General features: G+C 66.9%; 18 protein-coding genes. 11 read left to right on the top strand and 7 right to left on the bottom strand.

All coding sequences use genetic code 11. From position 1 onward, the window contains the following. A partial coding sequence (locus VNQ78_RS05830) for a sugar-binding protein (protein ID WP_325687551.1) occupies nt 1-833 on the bottom strand: 833 nt, incomplete at its 3' end. Between the two features lie 258 nt (nt 834-1091). Here VNQ78_RS05830 and VNQ78_RS05835 point away from each other — a divergent pair. After that, the gene (locus VNQ78_RS05835; protein WP_325687553.1) at nt 1092-2045 is read left to right on the top strand and encodes a LysR family transcriptional regulator; all 954 of its coding nucleotides are present in this window, start codon (nt 1092-1094) and stop codon (nt 2043-2045) included. On the opposite strand, the gene VNQ78_RS05840 is transcribed toward VNQ78_RS05835, so the two are convergent. Then, a complete protein-coding gene (locus tag VNQ78_RS05840) occupies nt 2046-2354 on the bottom strand; it encodes a GNAT family N-acetyltransferase (protein WP_325687555.1) in 309 nt (102 codons plus the stop codon). It lies immediately after the preceding gene. A 133-nt stretch (nt 2355-2487) separates the two neighbouring features. Next, a complete protein-coding gene (gene efp / locus VNQ78_RS05845) occupies nt 2488-3051 on the bottom strand; it encodes an elongation factor P (RefSeq protein WP_325687557.1) in 564 nt (187 codons plus the stop codon). Nucleotides 3052-3397: 346 nt separating this feature from the next. Between efp and VNQ78_RS05850 the strand changes: the two genes are divergently transcribed. Further along, a complete protein-coding gene (locus tag VNQ78_RS05850) occupies nt 3398-3718 on the top strand; it encodes a DUF6280 family protein (protein ID WP_024842734.1) in 321 nt (106 codons plus the stop codon). Nucleotides 3719-3770: 52 nt separating this feature from the next. Here VNQ78_RS05850 and VNQ78_RS05855 read toward each other — a convergent pair whose 3' ends face one another. Beyond that, on the bottom strand, nt 3771-4487 hold the full coding sequence (locus tag VNQ78_RS05855; RefSeq protein WP_325687559.1) for an LrgB family protein: 717 nt from the start codon (nt 4485-4487) through the stop codon (nt 3771-3773). Further along, nucleotides 4484-4837 carry a CidA/LrgA family protein gene (locus tag VNQ78_RS05860; RefSeq protein ID WP_325687561.1) on the bottom strand — a complete coding sequence of 118 codons (354 nt, stop codon included), beginning with the start codon at nt 4835-4837 and terminating at the stop codon, nt 4484-4486. Before VNQ78_RS05860 ends, VNQ78_RS05855 begins: the two co-directional genes overlap by 4 nt. A gap of 126 nt (nt 4838-4963) precedes the next feature. Here VNQ78_RS05860 and VNQ78_RS05865 point away from each other — a divergent pair, with 126 nt between their 5' ends. The 7 genes from VNQ78_RS05865 to VNQ78_RS05895 all read left to right on the top strand — a co-directional run bounded on the left by VNQ78_RS05865 (nt 4964) and on the right by VNQ78_RS05895 (nt 12831). Next, nucleotides 4964-8410 carry a chromosome segregation SMC family protein gene (locus VNQ78_RS05865; RefSeq protein ID WP_325687563.1) on the top strand — a complete coding sequence of 1149 codons (3447 nt, stop codon included), beginning with the start codon at nt 4964-4966 and terminating at the stop codon, nt 8408-8410. Between the two features lie 47 nt (nt 8411-8457). After that, nucleotides 8458-8913 (top strand): YbjN domain-containing protein, encoded by a 456-nt coding sequence (locus VNQ78_RS05870; RefSeq protein WP_325687565.1) that lies wholly within the window; start codon nt 8458-8460, stop codon nt 8911-8913. A gap of 8 nt (nt 8914-8921) precedes the next feature. Continuing rightward, on the top strand, nt 8922-9362 hold the full coding sequence (locus VNQ78_RS05875; protein WP_325687567.1) for a RidA family protein: 441 nt from the start codon (nt 8922-8924) through the stop codon (nt 9360-9362). Continuing rightward, entirely contained in the window at nt 9362-10117 is a 756-nt protein-coding gene (locus VNQ78_RS05880) for a glycerophosphodiester phosphodiesterase family protein (RefSeq protein WP_325687569.1), read from the top strand. The genes VNQ78_RS05875 and VNQ78_RS05880 overlap by 1 nt, the downstream gene beginning before the upstream one ends. Then, nucleotides 10114-10860, top strand: a complete 747-nt coding sequence (locus VNQ78_RS05885; RefSeq protein WP_325687571.1) for an SDR family oxidoreductase — start codon at nt 10114-10116, stop codon at nt 10858-10860. Before VNQ78_RS05880 ends, VNQ78_RS05885 begins: the two co-directional genes overlap by 4 nt. Nucleotides 10861-10891: 31 nt before the next feature. Continuing rightward, nucleotides 10892-12046, top strand: a complete 1155-nt coding sequence (locus tag VNQ78_RS05890; RefSeq protein WP_325687573.1) for a GNAT family N-acetyltransferase — start codon at nt 10892-10894, stop codon at nt 12044-12046. Between the two features lie 80 nt (nt 12047-12126). Beyond that, nucleotides 12127-12831, top strand: coding sequence for a hypothetical protein (locus tag VNQ78_RS05895; protein ID WP_325687575.1), 705 nt, complete (start codon nt 12127-12129; stop codon nt 12829-12831). A gap of 2 nt (nt 12832-12833) precedes the next feature. On the opposite strand, the gene VNQ78_RS05900 is transcribed toward VNQ78_RS05895, so the two are convergent. Beyond that, a complete protein-coding gene (locus tag VNQ78_RS05900) occupies nt 12834-13628 on the bottom strand; it encodes a TIGR02186 family protein (RefSeq protein ID WP_325687577.1) in 795 nt (264 codons plus the stop codon). Next, the gene (locus VNQ78_RS05905; RefSeq protein WP_325687579.1) at nt 13628-14551 is read right to left on the bottom strand and encodes a sulfite exporter TauE/SafE family protein; all 924 of its coding nucleotides are present in this window, start codon (nt 14549-14551) and stop codon (nt 13628-13630) included. Before VNQ78_RS05905 ends, VNQ78_RS05900 begins: the two co-directional genes overlap by 1 nt. Before the next feature lie 213 nt (nt 14552-14764). Between VNQ78_RS05905 and surE the strand changes: the two genes are divergently transcribed. Both surE and VNQ78_RS05915 read left to right on the top strand, forming a co-directional pair. Next, entirely contained in the window at nt 14765-15556 is a 792-nt protein-coding gene (gene surE / locus VNQ78_RS05910; protein WP_325687581.1) for a 5'/3'-nucleotidase SurE, read from the top strand. Nucleotides 15557-15563: 7 nt separating this feature from the next. After that, complete coding sequence (locus tag VNQ78_RS05915) at nt 15564-16220, top strand: protein-L-isoaspartate(D-aspartate) O-methyltransferase (RefSeq protein ID WP_325687583.1); 657 nt, start codon at nt 15564-15566, stop codon at nt 16218-16220. Nucleotides 16221-16243: the final 23 nt, after the last annotated feature.

A 16243-nucleotide genomic window follows, 5' to 3' on the forward strand; every position in this document is an offset into this window, starting at 1 on the left:
CCCGCCTGAATCGACTTGACCGATTGCAGTTCCGCGTCCTGACCCGAGACGATCGGCATCTTCAGGTCGCCCGAGCCGTAGCCCACGCCTTTCAGCGACGACAGGATCCCGATCGACAGCCCGTCATAGGGCGACAGCACGCCGTTCACCTGCTTGTCGGTGTAGTTGGCCGACAGGATGTTATCCATGCGCGACTGGGCGGTCGCCGGATCCCAGCGCAGCGTGCCGACTTTGTCCATGCCCATCTGGCCCGACGGAATCACGACCGAGCCGTCGTCGATCAGCGGCTGCAGGACCGACATGGCGCCGTCATAGAAGAAGAAAGCGTTGTTGTCGTCCGGGCTGCCGCCGAACAGTTCGACATTCCACGGCTTCACGTCGGGGAAGCGCTCTTTCAGGCCGGCGACGAGGGTATTCGCCTGCTCGACACCCACCTTGAAGTTGTCGAAAGTGGCGTAATAGTCGATGTCTGGCGTGTCGCGGATCAGGCGGTCATAGGCGATGACCTTGATGTCGGCGGCCTTGGCATTGGCCAGCGCGTTCGACAGCGTCGTGCCGTCGATGGCGGCGATCACCAGCACGTTCACGCCCTTGGTGATCATGTTCTCGATCTGCGAGAGCTGGTTCGGAATATCGTCATCGGCATATTGCAGGTCGGTCTGATAGCCGGCTTCCTGGAACTGCTTGACCATGTTGTCGCCGTCGGCGATCCAGCGCGCCGAGGTCTTGGTGGGCATCGAGATGCCGACAAGACCCTCGGCCAGGGCGAAGCCCGGTGCCGAGAGTGCCGCGACCGAAGCGGCGGCGAGTGCAAATTTCCTGAGAATTGACATAGTGCCTCCCGTTGATTGCACGGCAGAAGACGGCGCTCATCGGCGCCTTTTCGGGTCTTCCGGTGCTTCCCCCCGTCAACGCGGATCGTCTGGGCCGATCCCAGCAGCGATCCCCGCAGCAGCGGCGTCAGGCCGCCTGCCTGATCGCAGGCTAGCTTGGCAGGGTCGCGGGCGTCAATTTCGGTTTCTGCGGAATGATATATCCATTATGGTATATCTTAGCGCTAACATTTGGATGAAGTGGCAGCCGGAATGCGCATGGGCAGGGATGCGGGGGACGAGCTCGTCGCGCGCGGGATCAAGCTGAGGCAGCTTGCGCTGCTCGTGGCGATCGACAGAAGCGGGCAGCTCAGCCTTGCGGCGGGGATGATGAACATCACCCAGCCCGCCGCCTCGCGCATGCTTGCCGATCTCGAGCGGATCGTCGGCGTGCAGCTGACGCAGCGTCACAGCCGGGGCGTCAACCTGACCCTCGCGGGCGAGCGGCTTGCCGAGCGGGCGCGGGCGATGCTGCGCGACCTCGACATCGCCGGGCGCGAGGTGCGCGACATCGACCGCGGGCGGGTCGGATCGGTGCATCTGGGTTCGGTCTCCGGGCCGTCGCTGGATCTGGTGGTTCCGATCGTCCGCGGCCTCGAACGGTCCGAGCCGCATCTGCGGGTCCGCGTCGATGTCGCGCCCAGCGACCGGCTGGCCGCTGAACTGCTCTCGGGGCGGCTCGACCTCTATCTCGGCCGGGTGCCGGAGGGGATGGACGCGACCCCTTTCGAGCTGAGCCCGATCGGGCCGGAGCCGCTGTCGCTGATCGTCGGGCCTGATCATCCCCTGGCGGCGGACGGTGTGCGCGACCTGCGCGATTGCCTCGGTTATGACTGGGTGATGCAGCCGAGCGGCAGCATGTTGCGCGGGGCGGTCGAGCGTTACCTGATCGACCGCGGCCTGTCGCTGCCGCCGACGGTGATCTCGACCAGTTCGCTGATGCTGACGCTGGCCTTTGTCCTGCGCTCGCAGGCGGTCGGGGTGATGTCGACCTCTGCCGCACTGCTCTTTGCCGAGGAGGCTCGTGGCGCGCCGGTCGTCCGGCTCGATCTGGCCGGCGACCTCTCGGTCGCGCCCTATTCCATCGTGACCCTGCGCGATCACCAGCCGACCCCGGCGGCCCGGATCTTCCTGAAGATCCTGCGCGACGAATTGCGCCAACGGCGCGGCTAGTCAGATATCGCCGGCGCGCAGGTCGGCCCATTCGGGATGCCGCTCGAACTGCGCGCGGACATAGCTGCAGGCCGGCACGATCAGCAGGCCCTGCTTGCGCGCATCGTCGATCAGCCGCTGGACCAGCGCCGTCGCAGCGCCCGAACCGCGCATGGTGTCGGGCGCATAGGTGTGATCCGCGACGATGATGCCGGGGCCGCCCGACCTCCAGGTCAGCTCGGCCTCGCCCTCCATCCCCGGCAGCGTGGCGACATAGCGCCCGGAGCTGCCATAATTCTCATGTGCAACGCGTATTGTGGTCTGAGACATCTCGTGCTCCGCCTGTTTCCGGTCTGAACGCAGGGAAACGCCATTTCGGTCCATGCGAAATGCGCCGGGGGCGAAGCTGTTCGAATTGTGATGTCGGGGCGTGACGGAACGTCACCCGCCACGCCCGGAGGGATCAGGCCCGCTCGGAATACTCGAAAAGCTCGGTATTGACGACGATCGCCTCGTCCGTGCCGACGAAGGGCGGGATCATGATGCGGATGCCGTTCTCGAGAATCGCCGGCTTGAAGCTTTTCGAGGCGGTCTGGCCGTTCAGCACCGGCTCGGTCTCGACCACCTTGCAGACGACCTTCTGAGGGATGCGGACGGAAAGCGCCTCGTCTCCGTAATATTCGACCGTCGCGGTCATGCCGTCCTGCAGGAAGGGGCGGCGGTCGCCCAGCAGATCAGCGTCAAGCTCGGTCTGCTCGAAGGTCTCGCTGTCCATGAAGACCAGCTTGCCGTCGGATTCATACAGGAATTGCTGGTCCTTGTTGTCCAGCCGGACCTGCTCGACCTTGTCCTCGCTGCGGAAACGCTCGTTCAGCTTGCGGCCGTCGCGCAGGTTCTTCAGCTCGACCTGAGCGAAGGCGCCGCCCTTGCCGGGCTTGACATGGTTGACCTTGACGGCGGCCCAGAGGCCCCCGTCATGCTCCAGCACGAAGCCGGGCTTGATTTCATTGCCGTTGATCTTGGGCATTCCGTGGCCTCGATACGTTGCGGAACTCTGTGATCGCGGTGCTTGAACCGCGCATGGCGGTCCCTATATCCACTGCCATGTTCCGCCGCAATCGGATCGCCATTCCGGCGTTGTCAAGAGTAGGCGGGGTTTTCCGGGTGTCGTGAAAGCTTCAGAAAGCGCAAGCTATGTTTGCATCTGCTTGGGTTTGCACGGAGCGCATGGCTGTCATGTAGGTAAGGGCATACCGAATCAGCAGCGGGATCGGCTAAGCCCGCCTAGCTTCGCCGTTCGCCGGGCGAAGGGTCGATTGGGCAGGGGCCCAGTCGCTTTGATGCGGTACTGCAAGAAAAACAGGATGAAGTAGATGCGCGATTTCGTGGATGGTTCGGCTTTCAATTTCGAACAAGGGCAACGTGCCCGCAAGCTCTTTGCTGCCGTGGTTCTGGCTGCGCTTGATGATGCGATCGCGGATGACAAGAAATATGGCAACGGGCCCGATCAGATTGCACGTTGGGCACGCTCGCGCGACGGGCGCGAGGTTCTGTCCTGCGCCGGGATCGACCCGAACGAGCGTGTGGTGAAGGGCCTGATGGAATTTGTGGCCAAGGGTGTGCGCACCTCGGTCGCGCTGTCGCGCGAGGAGAGCGAGCGCCGCCACGCCGCCGAAGAGGCCGACGCAGCCTGATCCCCGGCGCTGCGGAATGATTTTGGGGCCGCCTTCGGGCGGCCCATTTTTGTTACTGGAAAAGGTGCAGGATCACCGGGGCGATGATCGCGGTCAGCACTGCGTTGAGGCCCATGCCGATCCCGGCGAAGGCGCCAGCCGTCTCGTTCACCTGAAAGGCCCGCGCGGTTCCGATGCCATGCGCCGCGACGCCCAGCGAAAAGCCCCGCGCCCGCCAGTCCCGCACCCCCAGTAGGTTGAGGAGCGGCGTCGCGATGATCGCGCCGAAAATCCCGGTCAGCAGGACAAGGACGGCGGTGATCGTTGGCTCGCCCCCCATGCCTTCGGCGATGCCGATGGCGACCGGGGCCGTCGTCGATTTCGGCGCAAGGCTTGCCAGCATGACCGGGGAAAGCCCGAAGCCCTTCGCGATCAGCAGGACCGACAGGATCGCGGTCAGCGACCCTGCGAACAGCGCGGCAAGCAGCGGCAGGAACGCGCGGCGCAGCCGGTGCAGGTTCTCGTAAAGCGGCATGCCAAGCGCGACGGTCGCCGGGCCCAGCATGAAATGGACGAATTGCGCACCCTCGAAATAGGTGCGGTAGTCGGTTCCCGTCAGCCACAGCAGCCCCGCCAGCAGGATCACCGCGATCAGGACCGGATTGGCCCAGCTTTGCCGCCCCGCCGCGCGAAACAGGCTGTCGCCCAGCCAATAGGCCACCAGCGTCGCAGTCAGCCATAGCAGCGGCGCCCGCGACAGATAGGACCAGATCAGCGCGGCATCATTCATGGCTCGCGCTGTCCCAGCAGCCGGACGATCCCGGTAAAGACCAGCGCCCCGACCGCGATGGCGAGTGCGGTCGACACCATCAGCGCGATTGCGATGGCGAGGCCGTCGCTCTGGAACTCGGCCATATGCGCGACGACGCCGACACCGGCCGGGACGAAGAACAGCGACAGGTTCCCCAGAAGGCCGCGAACCACGGGTTGCAGCATCTCGGCCAGGCGCGGGCGCAGGCCGCAGCAGATCACCAGCAGGACCAGTCCGATCACCGGACCCGGCACCGGCAGGCCGAAGCCGCGTGCGGCGACCTCTCCTGCAAGCTGGAACCCAAGAAGCAGCGCGAGCGCGGGAATCATGGCAGAGACCTCAAAGCTTTGTGGATGCTTTCGCCAAGTTGTCCACATCTTGTGAGCGAGATTGACTTTTGCAGCGTTTTTCGCCAAGGGTAAAGGAAAAACAAGCAGAAATCAGGAACCTTCCCCTTGCGATTTGACCGGCTGCGCCTCAACGGCTTCAAGAGCTTCGTGGACCCGACCGATCTGGTCATCCATGAGGGGCTTACCGGCGTCGTCGGGCCGAATGGCTGCGGCAAGTCGAACCTTCTCGAGGCGCTGCGCTGGGTCATGGGCGAGAACCGTCCCACCGCCATGCGGGGCGAGGGGATGGAGGACGTGATCTTTGCCGGCACCGCGCGCCGCACCGCCCGCGCCCATGCCGAGGTCACGCTGACCATCGACAACAAGGAACGGCTGGCGCCCGCGGGGATGAACGACCACGACGCGCTCGACATCACCCGCCGCATCACCCGCGACGCGGGTTCGGCCTATCGCATCAACGGCAAGGAGGTGCGGGCGCGGGATGTGCAGATGCTGTTCGCCGATGCCTCGACCGGGGCGCATTCGCCCGCGCTGGTGCGTCAGGGCCAGATCTCCGAACTGATCAACGCCAAGCCCAAGGCGCGCCGCCGCGTGCTTGAGGAAGCGGCGGGGATCTCGGGCCTTTACCAGCGCCGGCACGAGGCGGAGCTGAAGCTGAACGCGGCCGAGGCGAACCTGACCCGCGTTGATGACACGCTGGACCAGCTTTCCACGCAGGCCGCCTCTCTGGCCCGTCAGGCGCGCGCCGCCTCGAAATACCGCGAGATCGGCGCGGCTTTGCGTCAGGCCGAGGGGCTGCTGCTCTATCGCCGCTGGGACGAGGCCGAGCAGGCAAAGCAGCAGACGGCAGGCTTGCTGGCCGAGGCGATCCGCCTTGCCGCCGAGGCCGAGGCGGCTGCGAGGCGCGCCATTGCCGCGCGCGAGGAGGCCGAGGCGAGCCTTCCTTCGCTGCGCGAGGAGGAGCAGGTCGCCGCCGCCATCCTGTCCCGCGCCACCGTCGAACGCGAGGCGCTGGACGAGGCCGAGGCCCGCGCGACGCAGGCCATCCGCACCCTTCTGGCCCGCATTGCCCAGCTTGACCGCGATATCGAGCGCGAGGCCGCGCTGAACCACGACGCGGGTGAGGTGATCGCGCGGCTGGAATGGGAACGGCGCGAGCTTGAGAAGCTGGGACAGGGCCAAGAGGAGCGGCTTTTGGTCGCCGCCGGTGTCGCCGAGGAAGCCGCCGAAGCCCTGCACGAGGTCGAGGCCAAGCTGGCCGAGTTGACCGATCACAGCGCAAGGCTGGCCGCGCGCCATCAATCGGCCGAACGGCTGGCCCATGACCTGCGCCAGATGCTCGACCGCGCGTCCGGCGCTGCCGCCAAGGCCGAGGCAGCCGCCGGGGAAGCCGCCGAGGCAGGCATCGTCGCCGAGGCCGCCCGCGATGCCGCCGAGGCGGCGCAGGATGCCGCGCATGAGCGGGTGGAGATTTCCGAGGAAGCCCTTGCGCTGGCCGAGGAGGCGCGCGGGGCGCTCGAGGCCGAGGAGGCGGAGGCCCGCGCCGCCCGCGCCGAGGCCGAGGGCGAGCTTTCCGCCCTGACCGCCGAGATCGCGGCGCTGAAGCGTCTGGTCGAGCGCGGCTCGGGCGGGGGCAGGTCGATCCTCGATCTGGTCCGGGTCGCCAAGGGGAACGAGGCGGCCTTTGGCGCTGCGCTGGGCGATGATCTGGCCGCAGGCATCGCCGAGGGCGGCTCGGGCTGGCACGCCTTGCCGGAATATGAGCCGAGCCAGCCATTGCCGCCCGGTGCCGAGCCGCTGGCCCCGCATGTCGAAGCCCCCGAACTTCTGGCCCGCCGTCTGTCGCAGGTCGGGCTGGTCGCCGACGCGGCGCAGGGCGCGGCGCTTCAGTCCGCGCTGGCCCCCGGCCAACGGCTGGTGACGCCGGCGGGCGATCTGTTCCGCTGGGACGGGATGCGGGTGATGGCGCGGGACGCCACCTCGACCGCCGGCTTGCATCTGCAAAAGGTCAACCAGCTTGCCGAACTGACCGCGCAGGCGGAAACCGTGCGCTCGCGCGCGAGCCTTGCCGCCGAGTCGCATCAGGCCCTGCGCGCGCGTCACGCAGCCGCGACCGAGGCTGAAAAGACCGCCCGCGATGCGCGACGCGAGGCCGAGCGCGGCCTTTCCGAAGCGGCCCGCGCCGTCACCCGCGCGGAATCCGAGCTTTCGGGCACGCGTGGCCGTGCCGAGGCTGCGCGTTCGGAACTGGCCCGCCACCTCGCCGATGCCGAGGATGCGGGCGGCAGGCTGGCCGAGGCCGAGCGCGCCTTGGCCGAGCTTCCCGACCGGGGCGTCGCGGCGGGGCAGCTCGAACATGCCCGCACCGGGGTCGAGGCGGCGCGGATCGCGACCCTCAGCCGTCGCGGGGCGCTGGACGAGATGAAGCGCGAGGCTCAGGCCCGCCTGAAGCGCCTGCAGGAGATCGCCAAGGAGGAATCCGGCTGGCGGCTGCGGCTTGAGCAGGCCGATACCCGCGCGGCCGAACTTGCCGCGCGTCGGGGCCAGAGTGCCGATGAGCTGGAGATGGCCGAGGCACAGCCCGCGGTCCTGGCGGAGCGGCGCGAGACCCTGACCGAGGCCGAGGCCAAGGCCGCGGCCCGGCTTGCACGCGCCCGCGCCACCCTGTCGGCGGCGGATCAAGGCCTGCGCGTCGCGACCGAAGCCGAGCGGGAGGCCGAGCGTGCCGCCTCGGATGCCCGCGCGAGCCGGGCCGCGCGCGAGGCCCGCGCCGAAGCCGCCGTCACCGCCGAAGCGGCCGCCCGGACCCGCATCGTGGAAGAAGCCGAGACCAGCCCCGAGGAACTGCGCGAGGCTCTGGGCGATGTCGGCGAGGTCTCGCCCGACGCGCTCGAGGACCGGATCCAGCGCTTGCGCCAGAGCCGGGATTCGCTTGGCGCGGTCAACCTGCGCGCGGACGAGGACAAGCAGGTTCTCGAGACCGAGCGCGACCGGCTGAACGGCGAAAAGGAAGACCTGACCGAGGCGATCCGCAAGCTTCGGCAGGGCATCGGCAGCCTGAACCGCGAGGGGCGCGAGCGGCTGCTGGCGGCCTTCGACACGGTGAACCAGAATTTCACCAATTTGTTCACGCACCTCTTCGGTGGCGGCGAGGCGCGGCTGGTTCTGGTCGAATCCGACGATCCGCTGGAGGCGGGGCTCGAAATCATGTGCCAGCCGCCGGGCAAGAAGCTCTCGACCCTCAGTCTGCTTTCGGGGGGAGAGCAGACGCTGACCGCGCTTGCCCTGATCTTCGCGGTGTTCCTTGCCAATCCGGCGCCGATCTGTGTTCTGGACGAAGTGGACGCGCCGCTGGACGATGCGAACGTCACCCGTTTCTGCGATCTGATGGACGAAATGACCCGGCGGACGGATACGCGATTCCTTGTGATCACACACCATGCGGTGACGATGGCGCGGATGGATCGGCTGTTCGGCGTCACCATGGTCGAGCAGGGCGTGAGCCAGCTTGTCAGCGTCGATCTGAAGCGCGCGGAAGCACTGGTAGCCTGATCGGCAAAACGCTAATAGGCCTGCCATTCCTCCCGCGGAGCCAATTCATGCGTGCGCCAAGCGCCCTTCTGTCACTTGCCCTTCTTGCCCCTGCGCCCATCATGGCCGCGCAGGTGACGGGGGATCCCGAAATCATCAGCAAGATCATGCGGGAACAGGGGATGAAGGTCGTCGTCGGCCGCGATGTCGAGGGGCTGCCGATGCTGGAAAGCGAAGTCGACGAGACGCTGTTCAACGTCTATTTCTACGAATGCGCGCCCAGCTGCCGCCGGATGCAGTTCGTGACCAGCTTCAGCCTCGACCAGCCGATGACCGCCGAGGACGCGAACCAGTGGAATCGCGACAACCCGGTGGGCAAGATTTTTGTCGCGGATTCGGGCGATCCTTTCCTCGAGATGGATATCGGGCTTGCGGCCGACGGTCTGGGACGCGAGAATTTCGAGGACGCGCTGGCGACCTGGCGCTCGGTCCTGGGCGAATTTCGCGCCTCCATCACAGACTGAGGGATAAGATGAGCATCGAGACGAGACTGGCCGAACTGGGGATCACCCTGCCCGACGCGCCCGCACCCGCGGCGAATTACGTCCCCTTCGTGATCTCGGGCAACCTGCTGTTCGTGTCCGGCCAGATCAGCACCCGCAAGGGCCGCCTTGGCGATGACCTCGCCGTCGAGGCCGGGGCCGAGGCGGCGCGGACCTGCGGCCTTGCGCTGCTGGCGCAGGCGCGGGCGGCGCTTGGGTCGCTCGACCGGGTGAAGCGGGTGGTGAAGCTGGGCGGTTTCGTGAACTCGACCCCCGAATTCACCGACCAGCCCGAGGTGGTGAATGGCTGCTCGAACCTGATGGTCGAGGTCTTTGGCGACCGGGGGCGCCATGCCCGCGCCGCCGTATCCGCCCCGGCGCTGCCGCGCGGCGTAGCGGTCGAGGTCGAAGCGATCTTCGAGATCGAGTGATGGCGCTTCATCCCGATTTCCTGAGCCTCCCGATCGCGCATCGGGGGCTGCATTCGGCCGGGGTGCCGGAAAACAGCATGGCGGCATTCCGCGCCGCCATCGCTGCCGGATACGGGATCGAATGCGACATTCAGGCCACCGCCGACGGCACGCCGGTCGTGTTCCATGACGACGACCTGCCGCGCCTGACCGGGGCCGAGGGGTTGGTTCGGGCCATGGGCATCGACGCCTTGTCGATGCTGCGCCTGATGGGAACGGGGGAGGGGATCCCTACCCTCGCGGATCTGCTGGCCGAGGTCCGGGGCCGCGTTCCCCTGCTGATCGAGATCAAGGACCAGAGCCTCCGCTCGACCGGGGAGGTCGGCGGCCTTTCGGACCGGGTGGCGGAACTCGTCGCGGCCTATCAGGGGCCGGTCGCGGTCATGTCCTTCAACCCCCACAGCATCGCCGCCTTCCACAAGGCCGCGCCGGGGGTGACGGTGGGGCTGACTACCTGCGGATATGAGGAAGCGGACTGGCCGATGCTCGACGCGGCGACGCGCGCACATCTGGCGGCGATCGCGGATTTCGCGCCGGTCGGCGCGAGCTTCATCTCGCATGACTGCAATGATCTGGAAAATCCGGCCGTCACGGCGCTGAAGGCGCGGGGGGTTCCGGTCCTCTGTTGGACCATCCGCTCGCCCGCGCAGGAAATGGCCGCGCGCCGGGTGGCCGACAATATCACATTCGAGGACTATCTTCCGGGGGGAGCATGAGCGGAACAATGGTGGTTACCGGCGGGTCGCGCGGCATCGGGCGCGCGGTCGCCCTGCTCGCGGCCGAGCGCGGCTGGGACGTCGCGATCAGCTGGCGCAACGATGCGGAGGCCGGGCAGGAGGTGCTGGACCGCATCCGCGCCATGGGTCGCCGCGCCATCGGCGTTCAGGCCGATGTCGCGCATGAGGCGGGGGTGATCGCGCTTTTCGACGCGGCGGAGGCGGAGTTCGGCAGGATCGATTCCGTGATCGTCAATGCCGGAATGCTGGCGCAGGCCATGCCGCTGGCCGATATGTCGCTGGAGCGGATGCAGCGCGTCATCGACGTCAACGTGATCGGTGCGCTTCTGACCGCGCGCGAGGCGGCGCGGCGGCTGAAACGGCCGAAGGACCAACCCTCGGCTTCGATCGTGCTGCTGAGTTCGGCGGCGGCCAAGCTGGGCGGGCCGGGCGAATATGTCGACTATGCGGCCAGCAAGGGCGCGATAGACAGCCTGAACATCGGCCTCGCCAAGGAGTTGGCGCCGCAAAACATCCGTGTCAACGCCGTCCGTCCCGGCCTGATCGAGACCGAGATCCACGCCTCGGGCGGGAACCCGGACCGGGCACAGCAGCTTGCCCCCGGCGTTCCCCTGGGTCGTCCCGGCACCGCCGAGGAGGTGGCCGAGGCCATTCTGTGGCTGGCGAGCGAGCAGGCGAGCTATGTCACCGGCACAAACCTGGAAGTGACCGGCGGGCGCTGACAAAGCGGCGCGCGGCGGCTATCTTCGCGCCATGAGCGAACTCAGCGTCTCCGTCCTGCCCGCCATCACGGGCATCGACGCCGCCCTTTGGGATGGTTGCGGTGCGGGGGCGAATCCCTTTACCAGCCACCGTTTCCTTGCCGCGCTGGAGGCATCCGGCTCGGTCGGTGAGGGCACGGGCTGGCATCCGAGCCACCTGATCGCCCGGCTGGATGGCCGGGTGGCCGGGGTCGCGCCCTGCTATCTCAAGACTCACAGCCAGGGCGAATACGTCTTTGACCATGCTTGGGCGCAGGCCTATGAGCGCGCGGGCGGCGATTATTACCCCAAGCTGCAATGCGCGGTGCCGTTTACGCCCGTGACGGGGCCGCGCCTGATCGCGCCTGACCGCGCGGTGCAGGGTGCCCTGCTGCAGGCGATGGCGCAGGTGGCGAAGCAATCCGGCCTCTCGGGCGTCCATGTCACCTTCTGCACCGAGGCCGAGGTGGAGCTGGGCGAGGCCGTCGGCTATCTTTCCCGCGCCAGCGAGCAGTTCCACTGGCTCAATCGCGGCTATGGCAGCTATGACGAGTTTCTGGCCGAGCTTTCCTCGCGCAAACGCAAGGCGCTGCGAAAGGAGCGCGAGCGGGCGCAGGCTTTCGGCGGCACCATCCGCAGCCTGACCGGAGACGAGATCCGCCCCGAGCATTGGGACGCCTTCTGGCGCTTCTATCAGGACACCGGCAGCCGGAAATGGGGCCGCCCCTATCTGACCCGCGCCTTTTTCGAGCATCTGCACGACACCATGCGCGACGACTGCATGCTGGTCCTTGCCGAGCGTGAGGGGCGGCCGATCGCCGGCGCGCTGAACCTGCTTGGCCCCGACACGATCTATGGCCGCTATTGGGGCTGCATCGAGGACCACCCCTTCCTGCATTTCGAACTGTGCTATCACCGCGCGATCGACTGGGCGATCGAGCATCGCCTCGCGCGGGTCGAGGCCGGGGCACAGGGCGAACACAAGCTGGCGCGGGGCTATCTGCCGACCCAGACCCATTCGCTGCACTGGCTGGCCGATCAGGGCCTGCACAATGCGATCGAGGACTATCTGCAGCGCGAACGCCGCGCCGTCACGCAGGAAATGGCGATCCTGACCGAGATGGGGCCGTTCCGCCGCTCGGACCGGGTTGGATCGAGCGGCGAGTAAAGCGGCCCTCCGCGGTTTTCGCGACGAATCGTCCGCTCCGTGGTAATTTTCGGGCATTACGGTGCATGGGGGCTGGTGCGATGTCGGGAAACCCGCTTGGCTGGCAGGAAACCGTTCAGGGCAATGTCAAACTGACCGGCCGTCCGCTGTCTCTCTTCACCAGCGCGAGGCAGTATCACAGGTCGCTTGTGGTCCCGAAGATCAGCGCGGCCATCGTCGACGCGCGGCAGATGGTTCAGGACGTGCAGACGCTGCTCACGCGCTCGGTCATCTCGGCCGCCGAGATGCATGTGGGGTCCGGCCCGCACGGCGCGGTCACGCCCCTCCCCAAATATGTGACGGAGGCGGCGCGTATCCATTTTCGGCTGGCCCGGATAGACGAGGATACGGCCAAGGACTACGGCGATCTCTTCGCCTTCCTCGGTCCGCAATACATGCAGATCGGGGCTGGCCTAAACGGCAGGTTCGAGATCGTGGACAATAACAATGAGCGCGCATTGCGCGGTGAACCGGCCGGCACCGACCCGCGCTCGATAGGCGGATATGTCGGCGTGAATCCCGGCAGCCGGATTCATCTGAACTTCGCCGCGCTTCAGCAGAAGCCGGTCGAGGAGGTCGCGCGCCTTCTCGTCCACGAGGCGTCGCACAAGTTCATCAACACGGATGACAAGGCCTATTGCGGCAGCGTGAACTACGCGCTGATGGGGCCGGCTGATGCGCGGGTGAATGCCGACAGTTTCGCGTGGTTCGCCCTCGCGACCTGGAAGAACGGCATCCATGCCTGAACTCAGCGGTTCTGGAAGCGCCTGAATGCCGCAGAGGCTGCCCAGCCCGCGAAGACCGCCAGAAACAGCGACATCAGCCCGTAGAGAAACGGCTTGTCCAGCGCGAGGCGATAGAGCCAGCGTTCCAGCCCGACCTTGCGCACCTCGATCGGGGCGCGGAACGTGTCCTGCACCTTGCCGTCGCGCAAAAGGAAGATGCGCGTGGCGTAAAGCCCCTCCATCAGGTTGGCGGGCAGCCGGACATCGGCGCGGAACAACGTCTGTTCGGCCAGCCTGACCGCGCCTTCGTCGAGGCGGTAAAGGTCGTGTTCCTCGCGCAGGCGGATCAGCGCCTCGGTATAGGGCACCACGTCCTCGACCTTCGCGGCGCCGGCGAAGGCGCGCATGGCCAGCGGGACCGAGATGCGGAAGCGGTTATCCTCGGCCGGGTCGAGGATCTTGTCCAGCGGCCGGGTCGTCGTCACGACATAGAAATTCGGCGCGGATGCGACCGCGACCCGGCCGGCATTCACCCAGATGCCGAACCGCCGTTCCTTGTGGCGGATGGTGACGGGCAGGGCCGGCCCCTCGACCGTGACGATCACGTCGAGCGAGGGGGCGTCGGGGATCGGCGTCTCGCGCTTGATGGCGCCATAGATGATGATGTCGGACCCGTCGAAGCTGGTCGTAATCTCGACATCATCGCGCGAGAGGTCGGCGACGATGGTTTCGGGCGGATGCGCCAGCACGTAACCCGCGATCCCCTGTGCCGAGAGGGGCAGCGCGCTTGCGACCAGAAATGCGATAGCCCTCAGCATCACCCGATCACCCCCGGCGTCAGCGAATAGTAATCGTCGGGGGTAAGGACGAGATCCAGCGCCAGCTTGCCGCAGACCAGAAGCACCAGCAGCGCCAGCAGGATGCGAAGCTGCTCGGCCCGGAGGCGGGTGCCGAGCGTCGTGCCGATTTGCGCCCCGATCACGCCGCCGACGATCAGCAGGACCGCCAGCATGATGTCGACGGTGTTCGAATAGACGGCGTGCATCAGCGTCGTATAGGCCGAGAGGAAGGTGATCTGGAAAAGCGAGGTGCCGATCACGACCTTGGTGGGCATCCCCAGCAGATAGATCATCGCCGGAACCATGATGAAGCCGCCGCCGACCCCCATCAGCGCGCCAAGGACGCCGACCGCTGCGCCCACCAGCAGGACGGGAATCGCGCTGATATAAAGGCCCGAGGCGCGGAACTTGACCTTCATCGGCCAGCGATGCACCCAGCCGTGCTGGTTGCGCCGCATCGGCTTGACCGGTCCGCTGCGCCGCGCGCGCCGCAGGGCGCGCAGGCTTTCCTGCAGCATCATCGCTCCGATCAGGCCAAGGAAGACGACATAGCAAAGCTGCACCACCAGATCGATCTGGCCCAGCCGCGACAGGATGTTGAAGAACACCACCCCGACCGACGAGCCGACCAGACCGCCCGCCAGCAGCACCCAGCCCATGCGGAAGTCGACCGATTTGCGCTTCACATGCGCAAGCACCCCCGAGAAGGACGAGGCAACGACCTGATTGGCCCCGGTCGCGACCGCAATCGCCGGCGGAATGCCGATGAAGAACAGGAGCGGCGTGATCAGGAAGCCGCCGCCGACGCCGAACAGCCCCGACATCAGGCCGACGATACCGCCAAGCCCGATAAGGGTGAAGGCGTTCACCACCACCTCGGCAATCGGAAGATAGATCTGCATGTTCTGCCCGGCCTTCTGCTTGGGTTTGATCCTGCCCTTACCCTAGGCGCGCGTCAAACGCTGCAGTTGCAGGTGCTGCGGGTTGTCGCAGGACCGTGGCGCGGATAATCATGCGGTTAACGAGGATTTGAAGACGAATTTCTGGGCATCCGGGGGAATGGGGCGGAAATCCCGATCCAGATCGGCCTGCCCGCGGCATGACATGGGGGCGGAATGCGGATCCTGATTACCAATGACGACGGAATCAACGCGCCGGGATTGGTCGCGCTGGCCGAGATCGCGGCCGAGATCGCCGGACCGGAGGGCGAGGTCTGGACCGTCGCCCCGGCCTTCGAGCAGTCGGGTGTGGCCCATTGCATCAGCTATGTGCATCCGACGCTGATTGCCGAGCTGGGTCCGCGCCGTTTCGCGGCCGAAGGCTCGCCGGCCGATTGCGTGCTGGCTGCGCTCGGCGATGTGATGCACGACAGTCCCCCGGACCTCGTCCTCTCGGGGGTGAACCGGGGCAATAACTCGGGCGAGAACGTGATGTATTCGGGCACCATCGGCGGCGCGATGGAAGCGGCGCTGCAGGGCCTGCCCGCCATCGCCCTCTCGCAATATATGGGCATCGCGACAGCAGGCCTCGACGATCCGTTCGAGGCCGCGCGCCGGCACGGCCCCCGGCTGATCCGCCAGCTTCTGGAACATGGTGACTGGACCTCGAGCGCGGATTTCCGGCTGTTCTACAACATCAACTTCCCGGCCTGCGACGCGGCCTCGGTCCGGGGCGTGCGGGTCGCGCCGCAGGGCCGGCGCTCGGGCGTGCGGTTCCAGGCCGAACCCTATCACGCACCGAGCGGCCGCCGGTTCCTGTGGATCCTCGGCGGCTCGCAGACGGCCGAGGCCAGCCCCGGCAGCGATGTCGACGCGAACCTGCGGAACTATATCTCGTTGACGCCGATGCGCCCTGACCTGACCTGTCATGCCAGCCTCGACGCGCTGCGCGTCCTTGAAGAGGGATGAGCCGCCGATGAGCGACGAACCTGAACCCGATGCCGCCGAGCGGAAGATGCGCTTCCTCTTCGCGCTGCGACAGCGCGGGGTGACGGATCCCCGGGTTCTGGAGGCGATGGAGAGGATCGACCGGGGCGAGTTCGTGCGCGGCCATTTCGAGGATCGCGCCTATGAGGATACGCCGCTGCCGATTCCCTGCGGCCAGACCATCAGCCAGCCCTCGGTCGTGGGCCTGATGACCCAGGCGCTGGATGTCGGGCCGCGCGACAAGGTGCTCGAGGTCGGGACCGGCTCGGGCTATCAGGCGGCGATCCTGTCGCTGCTCTGCCGCAGGGTCTATACGCTGGACCGCCATCGCCGGCTGGTCAGCGAGGCGGAGGCGATCTTTCGCCATTTCGGCCTGACGAACATCACCGCGATGGTTGCCGACGGCTCGCGCGGGCTGGCCGAGCAGGCGCCCTTTGATCGCATCATGGTGACCGCCGCCGCCGAGGACCCGCCGGGGTCGCTCTTGGCGCAACTGAAGATCGGCGGTATCATGGTCCTGCCGGTCGGGCAGTCGGATGCGGTGCAGACGCTGATCCGGGTCCGACGGACCGAAACCGGTTTTGACTATGATGAATTGCGGCAGGTGCGCTTCGTGCCGCTGGTCGAGGGGTTGGGCCAGACATGACCCCCGGCCGAAGGAATGGGGAT

Source organism: Paracoccus sp. (in: a-proteobacteria) (genome assembly GCF_035556475.1).
In the GTDB taxonomy this organism is placed as follows: Bacteria; Pseudomonadota; Alphaproteobacteria; order Rhodobacterales; family Rhodobacteraceae; genus Paracoccus.